Source organism: Qipengyuania sp. L-5Y (assembly GCF_056859455.1).
Map to the genome: position 1 here is coordinate 262,739 of NZ_JBSXOM010000031.1, position 16,111 is coordinate 278,849.

The window sequence follows — 16,111 nt, forward strand, 5'->3', positions numbered from 1 at the left end:
TGTGGCAGATCGGCAACGCTATCTCTCGACTGTAACAGAAGGGTGATACACCGATGAATCTCGAAAAGTTCACCGACCGGGCCAAAGGCTTTCTGCAGGCTGCGCAGACGGTTGCTATCCGCATGAATCACCAGCGGATCTCGCCTTCGCATCTGCTGAAGGCGTTGCTGGACGATAGCGAGGGCATGGCTGCCCAGTTGATTCAGCGTGCCGGGGGCAATCCCGGTGTGGCGATTACCGAGGTCGATAACGCTCTGGCCAAGGTGCCGGCCGTCTCGGGCGGCGGGGCTCAGCAGACGCCTGGGCTCGATAACGATGCGGTTCGCGCACTCGACCAGGCCGAACAACTGGCTGAAAAGGCGGGCGACAGTTTCGTCCCGGTCCAGCGGGTTCTGCAGGCGCTTACGATGGCCGATAACGATGCGGGCAGAGCGCTGAAATCTGCTGGGGTCGATGTCAAATCACTGGAAGCGGCGATCCAGGACGTGACCAAGGGACGCGCTGCGCACAGTGCGGGCGCGGAGGAAAGTTACGACGCCATGAAGAAGTATGCGCGCGACCTCACGCAGGCGGCGCGCGACGGCAAGCTCGACCCGGTGATCGGCCGAGACGAGGAAATTCGTCGGACGGTCCAGATCCTCGCCCGCCGTACCAAGAACAACCCCGCTCTTATCGGCGAACCCGGAACGGGCAAGACTGCGATTGCCGAAGGCCTCGCCCTGCGTATCGCCAATGGCGACGTGCCCGACAGCCTTAAAGGCCGAACATTGATGGCGCTCGACCTGGGTGCATTGATTGCGGGCGCAAAATATCGCGGCGAATTCGAAGAGCGGCTGAAATCGGTGCTCGACGAGGTCAAAGGCGCCGAAGGGCAGATCATCCTGTTCATCGATGAAATGCACACGTTGATCGGCGCCGGCGCATCGGAAGGCAGCATGGATGCCGGCAACCTGCTCAAACCTGCGCTCTCGCGGGGCGAGTTGCACTGCATCGGTGCGACCACGCTCGACGAATACCAAAAGTATGTCGAGAAGGATCCCGCGCTCCAGCGGCGGTTCCAGCCGGTTTACATCGATGAGCCGAGCGTTGAAGACACGATCAGCATATTGCGCGGTATAAAGGACAAATACGAACTTCACCACGGCGTGCGGATTACCGACGGCGCAATCGTGGCAGCGGCGCAATTGTCAAACCGCTATATCCAGAACCGTTTCCTGCCAGACAAGGCGATCGACCTGATGGACGAGGCTGCCAGCCGCATTCGCATGGAGGTCGAAAGCAAGCCCGAAGAAATCGAGGGGCTCGACCGCCGGATCATCCAGCTGCGGATCGAAGAGCAGGCGTTGCAGAAGGAAACCGACGACGCTTCGAAGGACCGTCTCGAAAACCTGCGCAAGGAGCTGTCCGAACTCGAACAGCAGTCGAGCGAACTGACGACACGTTGGCAGAACGAACGCGACAAGATCCATGCAGAGGCGCGGATCAAGGAAGACCTCGACCAGGCGCGTATCGAACTCGAACAGGCACAACGCGGCGGCGATCTACAGAAGGCCGGCGAACTGCAGTATGGCAGGATTCCGGAACTGGAGAAGAAGCTCGCCGAAGCGTCCGGGCAGACCGACAACGCTCTGCTTAAGGAAGAGGTCACCGAAGACGATATCGCTGGGGTCGTCTCGCGCTGGACGGGCATCCCTGTCGATCGGATGATGGAAGGCGAGCGCGAGAAGCTGCTCGACATGGAAAACATCCTGTCGAAGCGGGTCATCGGGCAGTCCCAGGCGATCGATGCCGTATCGAAGGCCGTACGCCGCGCTCGCGCGGGCTTGCAGGACCCCGGGCGCCCGCTGGGCAGCTTCCTGTTTCTCGGCCCGACCGGCGTCGGCAAGACGGAGCTCACAAAGGCATTGGCGGGCTTCCTGTTCGACGACGACAGCGCCATGGTGCGCATCGACATGAGCGAATTCATGGAGAAGCATGCGGTCGCCCGTCTGATTGGCGCGCCTCCAGGCTACGTCGGCTATGAGGAAGGCGGCGTCCTGACCGAAGCCGTCCGTCGGCGACCGTACCAGGTGGTCCTGTTCGACGAAGTCGAAAAGGCGCACTCAGACGTGTTCAATGTGCTGCTGCAGGTTCTCGACGATGGACGCCTGACCGACGGGCAGGGCAGGGTGGTCGACTTTTCCAACACGCTCATCATCCTGACCAGCAATCTGGGCAGCCAGTACCTGGCGAATATGGATGACAATCAGAAAGTTGCGGATGTCGAACCGCAGGTGATGGATGTTGTACGTGGTCATTTCCGGCCCGAGTTTCTCAACCGGCTGGACGAGATCATCCTGTTCCATCGTTTGGCGCAAGAACACATGGCGCCAATCGTGGATATCCAGGTCGAGCGCGTGCAGAAGCTGCTCAGGGATCGCAAGGTCACGCTCGAGCTGAGCGAGGCGGCAAAGAAATGGCTCGGCCGTGTCGGCTACGACCCTGTTTACGGCGCCCGCCCGCTAAAGCGCGCCGTGCAGCGCTACGTTCAGGACCCGCTGGCCGACATGATCCTTTCGGGCAAGGTGCCGGACGGGTCGACCGTGCAGATTGACGAAGGGGATGGGGAACTGGAGATGGTGGTCGTCTAACGCTTCATCGTTTTCGAACGACACACAAAAGGGCCCCGGTTTCCCGGGGCCCTTTATTTTTACGCTAGGTATGTTCGGATTAGAAGTCGATCCGAGCGCCGGCGTAGAAGTAACGCCCGAACGTATCGTACGGATCACCTGCCCCAACGCCCAACTGACCAAACGGCGGCTTAGTATCGAACAGGTTGTCGACACCGACATACATGTTGAACGCGCGTTCTTCATCGACCGTGAAGTTCACGCGTACGTTATGATAGAACCTGTTCGGGAAGTACGGGTCATCGAACTGATCCACGTTCGCCGGATCGAGAGTGGTGAGCTCTCCCGGAGTACAGGCCCGTTCGGTAAACCCGGTTACACCCGATGTGGGGCAACGGCCCGTATACGGGAAAGCGTTCTCATATGCGCTCTTGGTCATCTTATCCAAGAAGCGCACCGACCAGGTCAAATCGACAGGACCGAAATCGTAGTTGGCGTTGAACGAGGCTGCCCAAGCAGGATCGCCCAGTTCGCTCTTTACGCGGTTCGGGACTTCACCATCGGTCGGATCTTCGTAGAAATTGAGATCCAGCAGATGGGTAGCAATCGCCCGAAGCGTCAAGCGGTGGTTGTTGTCGAACGTATGCGCATACTGAAGATCGAAATCGATACCGCGGGTTTCACGGCTAGCGAAGTTGATCCCGCTGGAAAGCACGGCAGGTTCGATGAACAGGCCGGTTGCCGGATCGCGCTGTACCGTAGCGCAAAAGACATTGTTCACACCGTTCGGGTTGTCATAGCAGTTGTTCAGGATCGTCTGGGCGCCCAGTACGGCAATCTGGTTCTCGATCTCGATATCGTAATAATCGACCGTGAACGTCAGGCCAGGGACAAACCGCGGCTGGAAGATTACCCCCAGCGTGAGCGACTTACCTTTTTCTTCCGTCAGTTCAGGGTTGCCGCCAGAAAGATAGCCGGTCGACGCCGAGCGAGCGAGGCAGTTCTGGAACGGTGTGCCCACCGCGCCATTGAATGCGGTTCCGTTACAAGCTTCAAACACAGCCTGATTTACAGTCGTCGGAACACCGGCCGCGGCGCAGTTGGCAGCGCGGTTCGGATTGTTCGTGATGTTCTGCGAATCGCACGGATCGGCCAACTGCGCGAAGTTTTCCGACGGAGTCGAGAAAAGGTCGCTCTGGGTCGGAGCACGAACCGAGGTCGCATAGCTGGCGCGGAAACGAATATCCGGTATTGGTGCGTAATAACCGTTCAGATTGTACGAAAACGTCGTGCCGACATTGGTGTTGTAATCGGACACGCGACCGGCTGCGCTGAAGGTCAACTCATCCGCAAACGGCATATTGGCTAGAACAGGAATGTTCAACTCACCGAATGCTTCCTTAACCGTGAACTTGGGCGGTGCGAACGGCTGGATGGCATTCAGGAACGTGCCGCCTGACTGAACGAGTTCATCATACGCACTGTAAGCAGTTTCTTCGCGATACTCGGCACCGATCGCAAAGCCTACCGGACCACCTGGAAGTTCGAAAAGCTGCGACAGGTCACCGGCAACCGATGCCAACGCTACGAACTGTTCAGCCCGTTCCTCGCGGGTCGTGGTGGTGTTGACAAAGTCGAGCGCCTCTCGGCTCGGCGCACCATTACCGAAAACGTTGATCGGTACGCAGTCCGGGCGATCATTGGTGGGATCGGCATCAGCGTTCACACCGCAGACGATCTGGCCGGCTGCGTTACGACGCGCATCGATGGCGAGAAGGAACCCGTCAAGGTTGCCCTGAGTGTCGAAAAGAACGAGGTTGTTCAGCGAATTCAGATTGGACTCGAAGCGACCGTAGTTCAACGACAGTTCGTAATTCCAGTCACCGTTGAAGGTACCCTCGACACCACCGACGATGCGGTAGGTTTCACGAGTTTGTAGTTCGCCGCGTCCGCCGAAGTCGACATTGAAACGTGAAATATTGAACGTTCTGCCATCCGGAGTTGCTCCACAGAAGCCTACCGCCGTTAACTGGCCGAATGCCTGTGGATTCAAGAACGGATTGTCGCAACGCAGATTTTGAATGGCATCGAACTGTTCTTGCGTGTTGGCTAGGTTCTTGAGCGAACCCTGGAAGAAGCTGGGCTGACCTTCCTGGAGTGCTTCAATGTGAACGTATTTCGCTTCGACAAACGGGCGAAACGCATCGCTGACGTCGTAGTGCGCGAGAAGGTTAATGTTGTACCGCTCGAGGCCTGCCGCCAACATACCTGTGTTGCGTAACGTTGAACCGGTGCCGCCGATAACGTTGCCGGTATAGCTGCCAAGCGGATCGTCCGGAACGTCGCGGAAGATGTTGCCGTTACGATCAAAACGCAATGCGCTTCGGTCAGCGAACACGCCCAGCGTGCCGCCATCTGAAATCGAATTGTTGCGAACCCCACAGAGTTCGCCGTTGTCGGTGATACCGTCCGTGCCGAAAGGTTCGCCAGCAGTGGGTTCGACCAGATTATACTGACAACGACCACTGTACGCGCCGGTCAGTTCGTCACGCTGATTGAAATACAGCGGATCGGTCTTCGCATATTCGGCAGCAACCGAGATATTGCCGCGACCGTCTCCGAAGTTCTTGCCGTAAACGCCGGCAATGAAGCGGCCAGCGCGGTCTCCGCGCTCGGAAATCCCGGCTTGGCCACGAAGAGAAAGACCTTCGAAATCGCGCTTCAGGACGAAGTTCACGACACCCGCCACAGCGTCAGAGCCGTAAACGGCCGAATTACCACCGGTAACGATATCGACGCGCTCGAGCAGATCGACGGGAATAGTGTTGGTGTCGACGAGATAATCGCCCGGTGAGGTCGTAACGTGCCGTTTGCCGTTGACCAGCACGAGAGTGCGACTGACGCCCAAGCCCCGGAGGTCGAGCAGGTTGAGCCCAGCCGTGCCGATAAAGCGAGTGGAGTTGCCTTGGCTGTAGGTCGTGCGCAGCGAGGGCAGATCGTTGAGCGCGTCACCGAGGGAAAGTTCACCCTGATTGGTAAGCTCACCTACGTTCACGGAAGTCACGGGGACCGGCGAATCAAGGTTTGGACGCGAAATGCGGCTGCCGGTTACCAGGATCATATCCCCGGCAGGCGCAGCGTCTTCAGCCTGCTCTTCCAAAACGTCGTCGCTCGGATCGGTATCGGTATCTTGCGCCAGCACTGGCGAGGCAAAAGCGAGAGCGGCGAGCCCTGCGCTGCTGAACAGTGCGGCCCGTCCACCAAAGGCGGAAAAGGTCTTTTTCATCTGATTTAGTCCCCTACTAGAACCGGAGGAACCGGCTCATAGGGGGGTTGAAGCAAGGACAGCCCTTTTGAGCAAGACATGGAGCGGCAGAATTAACGCAATTGTCGCAGTTGCATGGTCGCCGTATCAAAAATGTCACATTAGGCCGTGGCCAATTATCGTACCCTGCTTCCTTTCACGCCACTCTGGTCGCCAATCCGTAGATAATAAGCAGACAGGGCCCCGCTTTTGATTGTCAGCTTGTCACCCGCCTTCGGCTCGAGGAGGCGGCGTGGTACATCGGAGATTCGCCAAACTGCGCCTTCAGCCGTGCGGATCGTATAACCGGTGCCGTAAGTGCCGCTCACCGCTGCGATCGTCGTTTCGATCTCATTGATCTCTTCCTCTCTTTCGCCATCCCCTTTCCTAAATATCCCCAGATCGGGCAGGGAGAAGCCGAAGAGACCGCGGCGCGTTTTGCGGACAGCCTCGCGATCGACGACCCGAAGGTCTCCTGCCGCCTCTGCACTCAATATCTCATTTGCAGCGCGGTCGAAACACACCAACCGGGCAGACGAGTCGGTTTCGGCCTGACACGCTCTCAATGATTGCAGAAAGGGATTGTCAGCCTCGCTATCCTGAGCATTGGCCGGCACAGAGACAAGCGTAAGGGCAAGTGCCATTGCAGCAACGCCGCCTCTGGCTGCCGAAAGTTTCCATGCGGTGCGGTCATTGGTAGTCATTTGTTTTCTCCCTACCGTTTCGCCAGGCTCTAGCCCAAGACGGCGTTGCTCGGGAAGGCCGATTAGGGTTTTCTGAAAAGTCGTGATATCAAGGTATTGCAATTTGGAGGATCGCAAGATGAAGTTTGCCGCAGCATTTTCAGCCATCGCAATATCAATTGCAGCGCCTAATGCGCTTTTCGCACAGGATACCAATAAGGTTAGTAGCTCGACTGAGGAACTGACTGTTGGGTCGAACAAAGAGAAGGTAATTTGCAGACGTGATAAGGTTGTTGGCTCGCGTCTGAAGTCTGAACGCATTTGCAAGACGGCCCAAGAGTGGCAACGCGAGAGGCAACTGCAGCGTGAGCATGTCGAACGCGGACAGAACCAACGTACTGCTTCCGCCGGCGGTTAACCCTTCGGATATATGGGTTATGTGTTGGCATAGCCCATTTTATCTACCCAAGGTTTCAGGATTGGCATTACCGGCCGTAACTGCTCATTATATCGTTTCCACCGTCCTGTAGCACGGGTATAGAGCTCTTCGGCTATTTGCGAATAGCTGGCCGTACGAACTCTACCACGCTGACGCGCTGTTTCGGTATGGGCCAGAAGCCGGTCATCCCATTCGAGACCGAGCCAATCGATCAGAGGCTCGAGTTCTTTGCGAGGATTTTCAACAAGCCTCTCGTATCGTACCGACATCCAGTCGATCGGAAAAAGTTCGATGGCTCGCGTCCATGACGAGAAAGCTGCATCATAGGTTTGCGCCGCTTCCTCGAGGTTCGTGAAGCTGCGCATTGCGTGGTTGAGATTGAAATTTGCCATGAAGGTGCTGAGCACGACGTCATATGGGTGGCGTTCAGCCAGAATGATGCGAGCATTTGGGAATAAACGATGGATAGCGGGCAAACGAACCATGTTCAGCGGATGCTTGTCGACGATCCATTTATCTGTGTCCGCGCCAAACCGGCGGGCGTCCGCAAAATAGTTCTGACGCAGTTCGGCTATGGTCGAAGCTTCCAAATGACCCGGATGACGATCGCCCATGTTGCGGACTACACTGGCCATCATGGGGCGTTCCTCCAAAACTGAAAGCTCTTCAATTCCCATTAGCATGGTGTCGAGAAGCGTGGTGCCCGAACGCGGGAAACCAACTATAAAGATGGGATCTCGCAATCCGTCTTCTACGCCGGCAATCTCTGTGAAGTTCTCAGCCCAGTCCGATGTCCAATTCTCAAGTTCGGCTTGAACCTTCTGCCGGAAGCTGGGGCCCGTAGGAGGAGGGTAAGCTTTGAGTGATTCCGCATTCATGCGAGCGAATGCATCGAAAGCCGCAGACGAATTGCCCAAACGATCTTCGATCCCGGCAATGAGGTGAAAGCGAGCGATGGGATGAACGGTCTCCGGAATCGCGGCGGCATGCCGTGCTGCTTCGTCAAATCGACCATCGCGACGAGCTTTCCAGGCCCTGAGAAACTCTGCTTCAGCCGGAGCGTCCGCCGTAATGTCGGCCTCTACCAACTCCGCCAGATCTTCGAGAAGATTAAGCGATTCGTAAATCAAACCGAGTTCGATCTGCGCGGGGCCAAAGTCTGACGACAGTTCGATGGCTCTCTTTAGTGTGGTGATCGCAGAATCGAAATCTTCGACGCGGGCATAGGCAATCCCGAGTTCCGTTAGGACAAACGGGTCGTCCGGGGCGATTTCGCGTGCATCCGTCAGGACCTTTAAATGGGGCTCGCGGCGGTCGGCGTGGCGCAAGACCTCTGCTAGATTGAGATAAATCGGGATGTCGGCAGGAGCCAGGGTGATCGCGCGTTCAAATGCCGAAATCGCTTCCTCGACTTCGCCCAGGTTTGCCAGCACATTACCGAGATTGTTATGCGCTGCGAGATCGTTCTCATCTGCCTCGACGCATCGACGGTATGCAGCAGCTGCTTCTGCCAAGTGACCTTTTTTCTGAAGCACGAACGCTTCCACGCGCGTTAACCGCGGATCGCTCTGATCCTTTGAGAGGGCAAGCGCAGCGTCGAGATCCCCCGTGGATACCAGCGCGTTAGCCAAGTTGACTCTTGTGGCGATATCGCCTGGGTCGATCTTCAGCAATTGCTCGAGGTGCGGAATCGCTCTGTCGTGATCTTCCAGCCTTTGTGCAGCCATCGCAGCGACCGCGTGCCACGGACCTTCTTCGCCAACTGGCCTGGGGCCGCGATCGATAAGGGACAGGACACCGTCATTGTCACCTTGGCGAAGCTTCATCATCACTGCCATCATTTGCGAAGACGGCTGTCGCCTGGTTTGGGTCATCCTGCTTTACTCTGTCTTGGGCGAGCAACGTCGAACGCCACACTCATGCGTTCGCCGCTCGGGAAGGGCCGCGTACCATGCCACATGGTGGAGGGGAACAGTATCAATTGCCCAACTTTCGGCTCGACGAGCTTGTATGGCGCAAGCGAAGGCGCAAGTTCGCGGCATTCTCCGAGGGCAAGCCAACCGTCATGCTGATCAGCGGTGGTCGATTTCGGGGGTAACGCGACATAAAAAGCGGAGCTTAGCCAACCTTGGCTGTGAACATGATCCACATGATGCCCAGCCTGACTCAATCGGACTGACCAAGAACCCGAAATTCGCCGTGGCTCACGATTTTTCAGTAAGGTTGGGTGATTGGCTTGGAAGGCCGGGAGCTGCCGAACATGTTCGTCGACGGCTGCCATCAAAGCGCGGCGCAAGCGGCGAAACACTGGCTCTGTCCGGAGGAGAAGATTGCCATCCGTTTGCGTGCCGCCCCGAACTGACTGGTCGAGCGGTTCGGCCTTGCTTACGTGTAGTTCGCGCAGTCGCTTTGCGAGACCGTTCATGTCGCCAAACTTTTTCGCGATGTTGTAGGTCCCTATCAGCCTCGGATCTCCTTCCAGCCACTGCCAGCGCTCGTCATTCAACAGACGCCAGGCAAGCGACAGATAAGGCCAGAGCATGTGATCGCGGTCCATGCCGACTAGAGGTTCAAGCAGTGATGCGGCTTCTCGAGGGCGCGAGGCCCTTATCAAATGTCGCGCATAGAGCGACGCATCTTCGATATTCGTTGCTAGATTGCGTTTGCTAAAATTCGCATCCGCCTCGGCGATCCAACCCAGTTCAGATTGAATATGGCCGGAAAGGATCACTAGCCAATCTTCCTCTCCGAAGTTCGCAGCTGCTTCGGCAACTGTTGCCGAAGCGAGCTCAAGGTCACGCGCTTCCAGGGAGAGAGTGATGAATAAACGTGTGAGTTCGCGGGACTGCCGCAGTTCAGTACTTTTTTGAGCAAGCCGATGAAGCGGCGGGAGGCCCATCTGACCGCGCAAATGGGCCAAGTCGCGTTGCCCCTCTGACCAAAGCGGGTTTGCGTCAGTTATTCGCTCCAGAAGGGCAATCGCTTCTGAGGAGCGGCCTTCGTGAAAAAGGGCTGATGCCAACCCTTGAAGAACGGTTCCGTCTTGCGGTGCAAGTTGGCTGGCTCGCTCAAATAGGGATATCGCAGGATTACCGGCCTCCAAGGCAGCTCGAGCATATGAATGCGCCATCAGCGCATTGCTGGGCGATATCCGACAGGCGTCGCTGAACGCAGATAACGCAATATCGCTATCCCCGCAGGCGCGAGCGGCCAGGCCTAACAGCTGATGCATGCGTGGGTCGTTCGCAAAATTCTTCGAGAGTTTTTGAGCAATCGGCAGCAACAGTTCGGGGAAGTCTGCCTTCAATAAACGAACGCCGGTGGAGAAGGCCGCGTCTGGGTCGGACTTTGGAAATCGGCTGACGATATCCATTGCTTCCTGCCTGGTCATCGCACGTGCTTCCTAAGCCCAAAAGAAAATGGCGGACCCGAAGGCCCGCCATTCCTTTTCTAGATGTCGGTACGCTTAGAAATCAAGCGTAACGCCTGCGTAGATGTAACGTCCCAGGGCATCATACACCTGCGAGAAAGTGTTGCCGTTACAGAAACCAGCTGGGCAGGCCTGCTGACCGGTAAGCGGCGGCGACTTGTCGAGGATGTTGTTCGCACCAAGACGGAAGTTGTAGTTGTCGCCAACTTCGAAGGTGAACGCCAAGTCGAAGTAGTTCTGAGCATCGAACCCAGCGATGCCCGGAGGCGTCGTTGCGCTCAGGTTGTCCAGATCGACAGCTCCGAAGTGCCTCCAGCGAACCGAAGCGCCTACACCGTTGGTGAAATCGAACCCAACGCGGGCCTGATGGCGCCATTCCGGGGTCGGCGTACCGCAGATGTTGCCGTACAGACCAACGCATTCGGTGTCTTCGAGACCGGGCACGCCCGGATTGAACCGGTTCGAATCCAGCCAGGTGCCAACGAACGAGAACGACAGACGACCAGCGCTACCGATCTGACGGTTATAACCGGCCTGAACGTCGATGCCCGAAGTGGCGAGCTTACCAATGTTCTGCGAAAGGTCTTCCACATAACCGTTCGACGAGCGCCATAGTGATCCCGAACCGTCACGAACTACCAGTCCGCAGAAGAACGGGTCAGCAGTGTCGCGGTCGCACTGTTCAAGGATCGTGTCGGCACCGATGCCCTGGATCGCGCCTTCAACCTTGATGTTGAAGTAGTCGACCGAGGCACTGAAACCTGGCAGGAAGGTCGGCTCGACGACCACACCAACGGTGTAGGTATCAGCGATTTCCGGAACGAGGTCAGGGTTACCGCCGATCAAGCCATTGTACTGGCTCGCCGGGTTCGGAGCAACAACATCACCAACCTCAAGACCGCTTGCGAGACAGCCGATGTCGCCTGCCGCGATCGGAGCGCCCGAGCACGGGTCAGTCGAACCGTCGAGGGCGACGCGCTGCGGAGCGAAGAGATCCTGCACAGTCGGTGCACGCACCGCACGGTTGTAACCGCCTCGGAAACGGATGTCCGGGATCGGCGCCAGTTCACCTTCGATCTTGTACGTATCGGTCGATGCACCGGTGCTGTAGTCGGAATAACGATAGCCACCGGTTACCGAGAATTCCGACAGCCAGCTGTCCTGAACGATCGGCAGACGAACTTCGGTGAAGAATTCCTTTACGTCGAACGATCCGGAAACGGGAAGCGTCGGTGCACCTTGGCCAGCGAGATCGCCAGTCTGGAAGGAAATGTCGGACTGGAAGTCGAGCTTTTCCTTGCGATACTCCGCACCCAAAACAATGCCAACGCCTTCCGATGCCCACGGCGACTGAATGCCGTAGTTTCCAAGAGCACCCGACACATAGGCCGACGCAACCTGCTCGCTGACGATACCGCGCGAGAAGCCCGGGACTGCCAGATAGTTGATTGCAGCTGCCGACGGACCCGACGTGCCAGGCGAGAAGATGTCGTACGGTACGCAGTTCGGATCCGTTCCATCAACGACCGAACGACAAACTGCATTGCCAGCCCCATCATCCACGACATCGAGAGCGCGCTGGAGGCGCGACACCGAGAAATCGTTCAGATAGGTCTGAGCGAAATTGGTCCGCCCGTAGAGGTAATAGGCGTCATACGACCATACCGGATCGAGATCACCACGCAGACCAAGGACGGCGCGGTAGCTCGTGTGCTGGAGATCGTCCTGACGCGGGCCACCTTCGACGTTACGACGCAGGATCTGTGCCGCACCGCGCTGGTAGGCAGTGCCAGTCGCGTCCACGAACGTGAACGGCGCTTCACCCGTATTGCCAACGACGTCGAACGCACGGTCCGGATCGGGGCTGACGAGCAGGTTTTCGGTGTCGCAGAATACACCTAGTTGCTCGGCCGAAAGAAGCGGATTGTCGCAGTTGATCGATGTCGTGTTGCCGAAGTTACCGGATTCAGCGATCTGCGCTACCGTACGGTCATCCATGAACATGAATTCCATGTACGGATGCAGGGCGGGCGAGATTTCGTAATCTGCAAACACGCCTGCCGTGTAACGTTCGTCCGGACGCTGATAATAGTTGCGCGGAGCGAAGTTATAGGCGGTCGTGCCGGGAAGCAGCGTGCGGTTCGGACCGAACTGACCGGCTGTGGACGTGAAGTCCGGATCGCCAGGAAGACCCGTAGGGCTGTCGAAATAGAACACGCTGCCGTTCGGCGATGTTGCCGAGCCACCACAGGTGTAGCCACCGGCTGCCGCACCGGACAAGGCGCAAGCGGAATAGTCGCGCTTGTTCTGCGTGATCGGGTTGATCTTACGGTAGCCGACATAACCCATCGCATGGCCCCGACCATCGTCGAAGCTCGAGCCAAAAGCCAGAGTTGCGTCGAAGGTGCCGCCGTCAGCGCCCATGCCGCGCGGATAGGGGAAGCCGCGTGCGTCAAGCGCATTCGTGACGTCCGTACCGGCCCGGTTGTTGTGGTTATAGAACGAATATTGCGTATCGAATTTGAAGCCTTCGAATTCGGTATCGAGAACGAAGTTCACAACGCCGGCAACAGCATCCGCACCGTAAACCGATGATGCACCACCGGTAAGCACGTCTACGCGCTGGATCATTGCAGCCGGGATGACGTTGATGTCGGCAGCCGACGTAGACGGGTCACCCGGGACGAGGCGACGGCCGTTGACGAGAACGAGCGTACGCTCCGAGCCAAGGCCGCGAAGGTTCAGCGTTGCGGTACCGGTCGAGCCGTTCGAAACCGTTGAACCCTGGCCGGCGAAAACCTGCGGCAACGAGTTAACGAGGTCTTCCACGCGGGTGGTACCCGTCTGGGCGACTTCAGCAGCGCCAACTACGGTAACCGGGCTAGCCGACTCGAGGTTGGGCTGCTTGATGCGGGTGCCGGTGACGAGAATCTGGTTTCCAGCTGCACCGTCTCCGGTAACTTCGGCGCCTTCGACCGGACCGACGACCGTCTGATCGTCGCTGTCCTGAGCCATCGCCGGCTGCGCAAGAAGCGCAAGACCGAGAACGGCGGGTGCCGCACTGGCTTTGAAATAGGTTTGGAGTTTCACTCTGATAATCCCTCTATTGATCGACCGACCCCTGAGTGTCGGATCTCCAAGGAACCCCTGCGAGGAAATTAGAACACGTCAGAGCAGCGCTCCTACGTATATCCACTCCCTCCAGCGGATTGCGCCATGTGCCTTTATGGTCGCGCCGAATGCAAAGGTTTTGTTACATTCAGGGCGGTTTGGCGCCAAGGGTGTGACGCCGATGTCACACACGGTCCAATGGGCGTTTTGGTCGAAAATTTCGCCGAAATAAGCCGTTGCGCAAGACTCGATAAGTCGACCGGTGCGCCGGTTGACGTTCACGTAAGGCGGCCCTAGGAAACCGGTTCCTAATCGAAACCTAACGCTGTTACAGTTGTATGACGAGAGGATGACAATGCCCCAAGCCTATATAGTCGAAGCCGTCCGTACCGCCGGGGGGCGCCGCGGGGGTCGTCTTGCCGGGGTGCACCCGGTTGATCTCGCTGCGAAATCGCTGGACGCGATCATGGAGCGCAGCGGTCTCGAGGCCACGGCCATCGACGATGTGGTGATGGGCTGCGTCAGCCAGGGCGGCGAGCAGGCGATGCAGGTTGGGCGCAACGCGGTGCTCGCGTCAAAGCATCTGGGCGAGGGTGTTCCTGCGGTCACGATCGATCGCCAGTGCGGCTCCAGCCAGCAGGCGATCCAGTTCGCCGCGCAGGCGGTGATGAGCGGTACGCAGGATGTCGTGATCGCAGCAGGCGTCGAAAGCATGAGCCGGGTGCCAATGGGTTCGACCGCCATGTTCCACATGAAAGAGGGTCTGGGTAACTACAAGTCGCCGGGTCTGGAGGAGAAATATCCCGGCATCCAGTGGAGCCAGTTCATGGGTGCCGAGATGATTGCGCAGAAGCACGGGTTTTCGAAGGACGATCTTGATCGCTTCGCCTTCGCCAGTCACCAGAAAGCGATTGAGGCCACCAAGTCGGGCGCGTTCGACCGGGAAATCGTGGGTGTCGAGATCGATACGGCCGAGGGCGAGGAATGCCACACGGTCGATGAGGGCATCCGCTTCGATGCGACGCTCGATGGCATCGCGGGCGTCAAACTGCTCAGCCCCGAGGGTAGGATTACCGCTGCCACCAGCAGCCAGATATGCGATGGCTCCAGTGCGGTTCTCGTCGTGTCGGAACAGGCACTGAAGGACTACGGCCTGACGCCCATGGCGCGGATTCACAACCTTACAGTCACTGCCGGCGACCCTGTCATCATGCTCGAAGAACCGCTGTTTGCCACCGACCGCGCCCTTCAGCGCGCCGGTATGAAGATCGGCGACATCGATCTCTACGAGGTGAACGAAGCATTCGCCCCTGTCCCGCTCGCCTGGCTTAAGCATACCGGAGCCGATCCGGACAAGCTCAACGTCAATGGCGGTGCGATTGCGCTGGGCCATCCGCTAGGGGCGTCTGGCACGAAATTGATGGCCACGCTCGTTCATGCGCTGAAAGCGCGGGGAAAGAAGTATGGCCTGCAGACGATGTGTGAAGGTGGCGGCGTTGCCAATGTCACTATCGTCGAGGCGCTTTGACGAAGCGCGCCAATCCGGCCAAAGCCGGAAAGCGAAATTCAGTTTCGAACCCGTGCGAGAATGATACCGGCCATGGCCGGATCCTATAGAGTGATTGAGAGGAATATTCATGGAAGTCAGTAGCAATACCCCCGCAGTCGTCACCGGTGGGGCCTCCGGCCTCGGCGAAGCTACCGCCCGCGCAATTGCCGCGAAGGGGGCGAAGGTCGCCATCTTCGACATGAACGAGGAAAAGGGCGAGGCGGTTGCCAAGGACATCGGTGGCATCTTCTGCAAGGTCAATGTCACCAGCGATGAAGATGTCGATGCGGGTTTTGCCAGGGCGCGCGAGGCGCACGGCCAGGAACGCATCCTCGTCAATTGCGCCGGTATCGGTAACGCGATCAAGACCGCCAAGCGCGACAAGCAGAGTGGCGAGATAAGCCATTTCCCTCTGTCTGCCTTCGATTTCGTGATTCAGGTGAACCTCGTCGGCACGTTCCGCTGCATCGCCAAGTCGGCAGCGGGCATGATGACGCTCGATCCGCTGTCGGAAGACGGTGATCGCGGGGCCATCGTGAACACCGCATCGGTCGCAGGTGAAGACGGCCAGATGGGTCAGGCCGCCTATTCCGCGTCGAAGGGCGGTGTCATCGGCATGACCCTGCCGATCGCACGCGACCTGATGAGCGAGGGTATTCGTGTGAACACGATCCTGCCTGGCATCTTCAATACCCCGCTGATGAACGCGGCTCCGCCGCAGGTGAAGGAAGCGCTGGCGGCCAGCGTCCCGTTCCCCAAGCGGCTCGGCAATCCCGACGAATATGCCCGGCTGGCCATGACCATGATCGAATGCGGCTATTTCAACGGCGAAGACGTCCGCCTCGATGGTGCGATCCGGATGGCGCCGCGGTGATCCGCGCCATCGGACTTTCCTACTCGCCCGATCTCTGATTGGGTTCAACTGATGATGGTCCGCCGTTCCTCTTTCGCGTGCTTCGGCAGCGATTTCGGGAACGGCGGATTTT

At 58.1% G+C, this 16,111-nt stretch carries 8 protein-coding genes; 3 read left to right on the plus strand and 5 right to left on the minus strand.

The window, feature by feature from the left end; translation table 11 throughout:
* Nucleotides 1-53: 53 nt before the first annotated feature.
* On the plus strand, nt 54-2,630 hold the full coding sequence (gene clpB, locus AC13F2_RS12190; protein ID WP_482965346.1) for an ATP-dependent chaperone ClpB: 2,577 nt from the start codon (nt 54-56) through the stop codon (nt 2,628-2,630).
* Between the two features lie 79 nt (nt 2,631-2,709).
* Here the strand turns inward: clpB and AC13F2_RS12195 are convergent, their stop codons facing one another.
* The 5 genes from AC13F2_RS12195 to AC13F2_RS12215 form a co-directional block, all read right to left on the minus strand.
* Nucleotides 2,710-5,895, minus strand: coding sequence for a TonB-dependent receptor domain-containing protein (locus AC13F2_RS12195; RefSeq protein WP_482965347.1), 3,186 nt, complete (start codon nt 5,893-5,895; stop codon nt 2,710-2,712).
* Between the two features lie 155 nt (nt 5,896-6,050).
* A complete protein-coding gene (locus AC13F2_RS12200; protein ID WP_482965348.1) occupies nt 6,051-6,917 on the minus strand; it encodes a hypothetical protein in 867 nt (288 codons plus the stop codon).
* Between the two features lie 114 nt (nt 6,918-7,031).
* Nucleotides 7,032-8,762 (minus strand): tetratricopeptide repeat-containing sulfotransferase family protein, encoded by a 1,731-nt coding sequence (locus AC13F2_RS12205; RefSeq protein ID WP_482965349.1) that lies wholly within the window; start codon nt 8,760-8,762, stop codon nt 7,032-7,034.
* 143 nt (nt 8,763-8,905) lie between these two features.
* The gene (locus AC13F2_RS12210) at nt 8,906-10,426 is read right to left on the minus strand and encodes a putative 2OG-Fe(II) oxygenase (protein ID WP_482965350.1); all 1,521 of its coding nucleotides are present in this window, start codon (nt 10,424-10,426) and stop codon (nt 8,906-8,908) included.
* Between the two features lie 75 nt (nt 10,427-10,501).
* Nucleotides 10,502-13,555, minus strand: coding sequence for a TonB-dependent receptor domain-containing protein (locus AC13F2_RS12215; protein ID WP_482965351.1), 3,054 nt, complete (start codon nt 13,553-13,555; stop codon nt 10,502-10,504).
* 376 nt (nt 13,556-13,931) lie between these two features.
* Here AC13F2_RS12215 and AC13F2_RS12220 point away from each other — a divergent pair, with 376 nt between their 5' ends.
* Both AC13F2_RS12220 and AC13F2_RS12225 read left to right on the plus strand, forming a co-directional pair.
* Nucleotides 13,932-15,104: an acetyl-CoA C-acetyltransferase gene (locus AC13F2_RS12220; protein ID WP_196848147.1), complete on the plus strand. Its 1,173-nt coding sequence runs from the start codon at nt 13,932-13,934 to the stop codon at nt 15,102-15,104.
* A 109-nt stretch (nt 15,105-15,213) separates the two neighbouring features.
* Nucleotides 15,214-15,999 (plus strand): SDR family NAD(P)-dependent oxidoreductase, encoded by a 786-nt coding sequence (locus tag AC13F2_RS12225; RefSeq protein ID WP_482965352.1) that lies wholly within the window; start codon nt 15,214-15,216, stop codon nt 15,997-15,999.
* Nucleotides 16,000-16,111: the final 112 nt, after the last annotated feature.

Excerpts from the sequence above, each read along its gene's own strand:
- clpB (WP_482965346.1), top strand. The coding sequence starts at position 54 with ATGAATCTCGAAAAGTTCACCGACCGGGCCAAAGGCTTTCTGCAGGCT.
- AC13F2_RS12195 (WP_482965347.1), bottom strand. The coding sequence starts at position 5,895 with ATGAAAAAGACCTTTTCCGCCTTTGGTGGACGGGCCGCACTGTTCAGC.
- AC13F2_RS12200 (WP_482965348.1), bottom strand. The coding sequence starts at position 6,917 with ATGCGTTCAGACTTCAGACGCGAGCCAACAACCTTATCACGTCTGCAA.
- AC13F2_RS12205 (WP_482965349.1), bottom strand. The coding sequence starts at position 8,762 with ATGGCTGCACAAAGGCTGGAAGATCACGACAGAGCGATTCCGCACCTC.
- AC13F2_RS12210 (WP_482965350.1), bottom strand. The coding sequence starts at position 10,426 with ATGACCAGGCAGGAAGCAATGGATATCGTCAGCCGATTTCCAAAGTCC.
- AC13F2_RS12220 (WP_196848147.1), top strand. The coding sequence starts at position 13,932 with ATGCCCCAAGCCTATATAGTCGAAGCCGTCCGTACCGCCGGGGGGCGC.
- AC13F2_RS12225 (WP_482965352.1), top strand. The coding sequence starts at position 15,214 with ATGGAAGTCAGTAGCAATACCCCCGCAGTCGTCACCGGTGGGGCCTCC.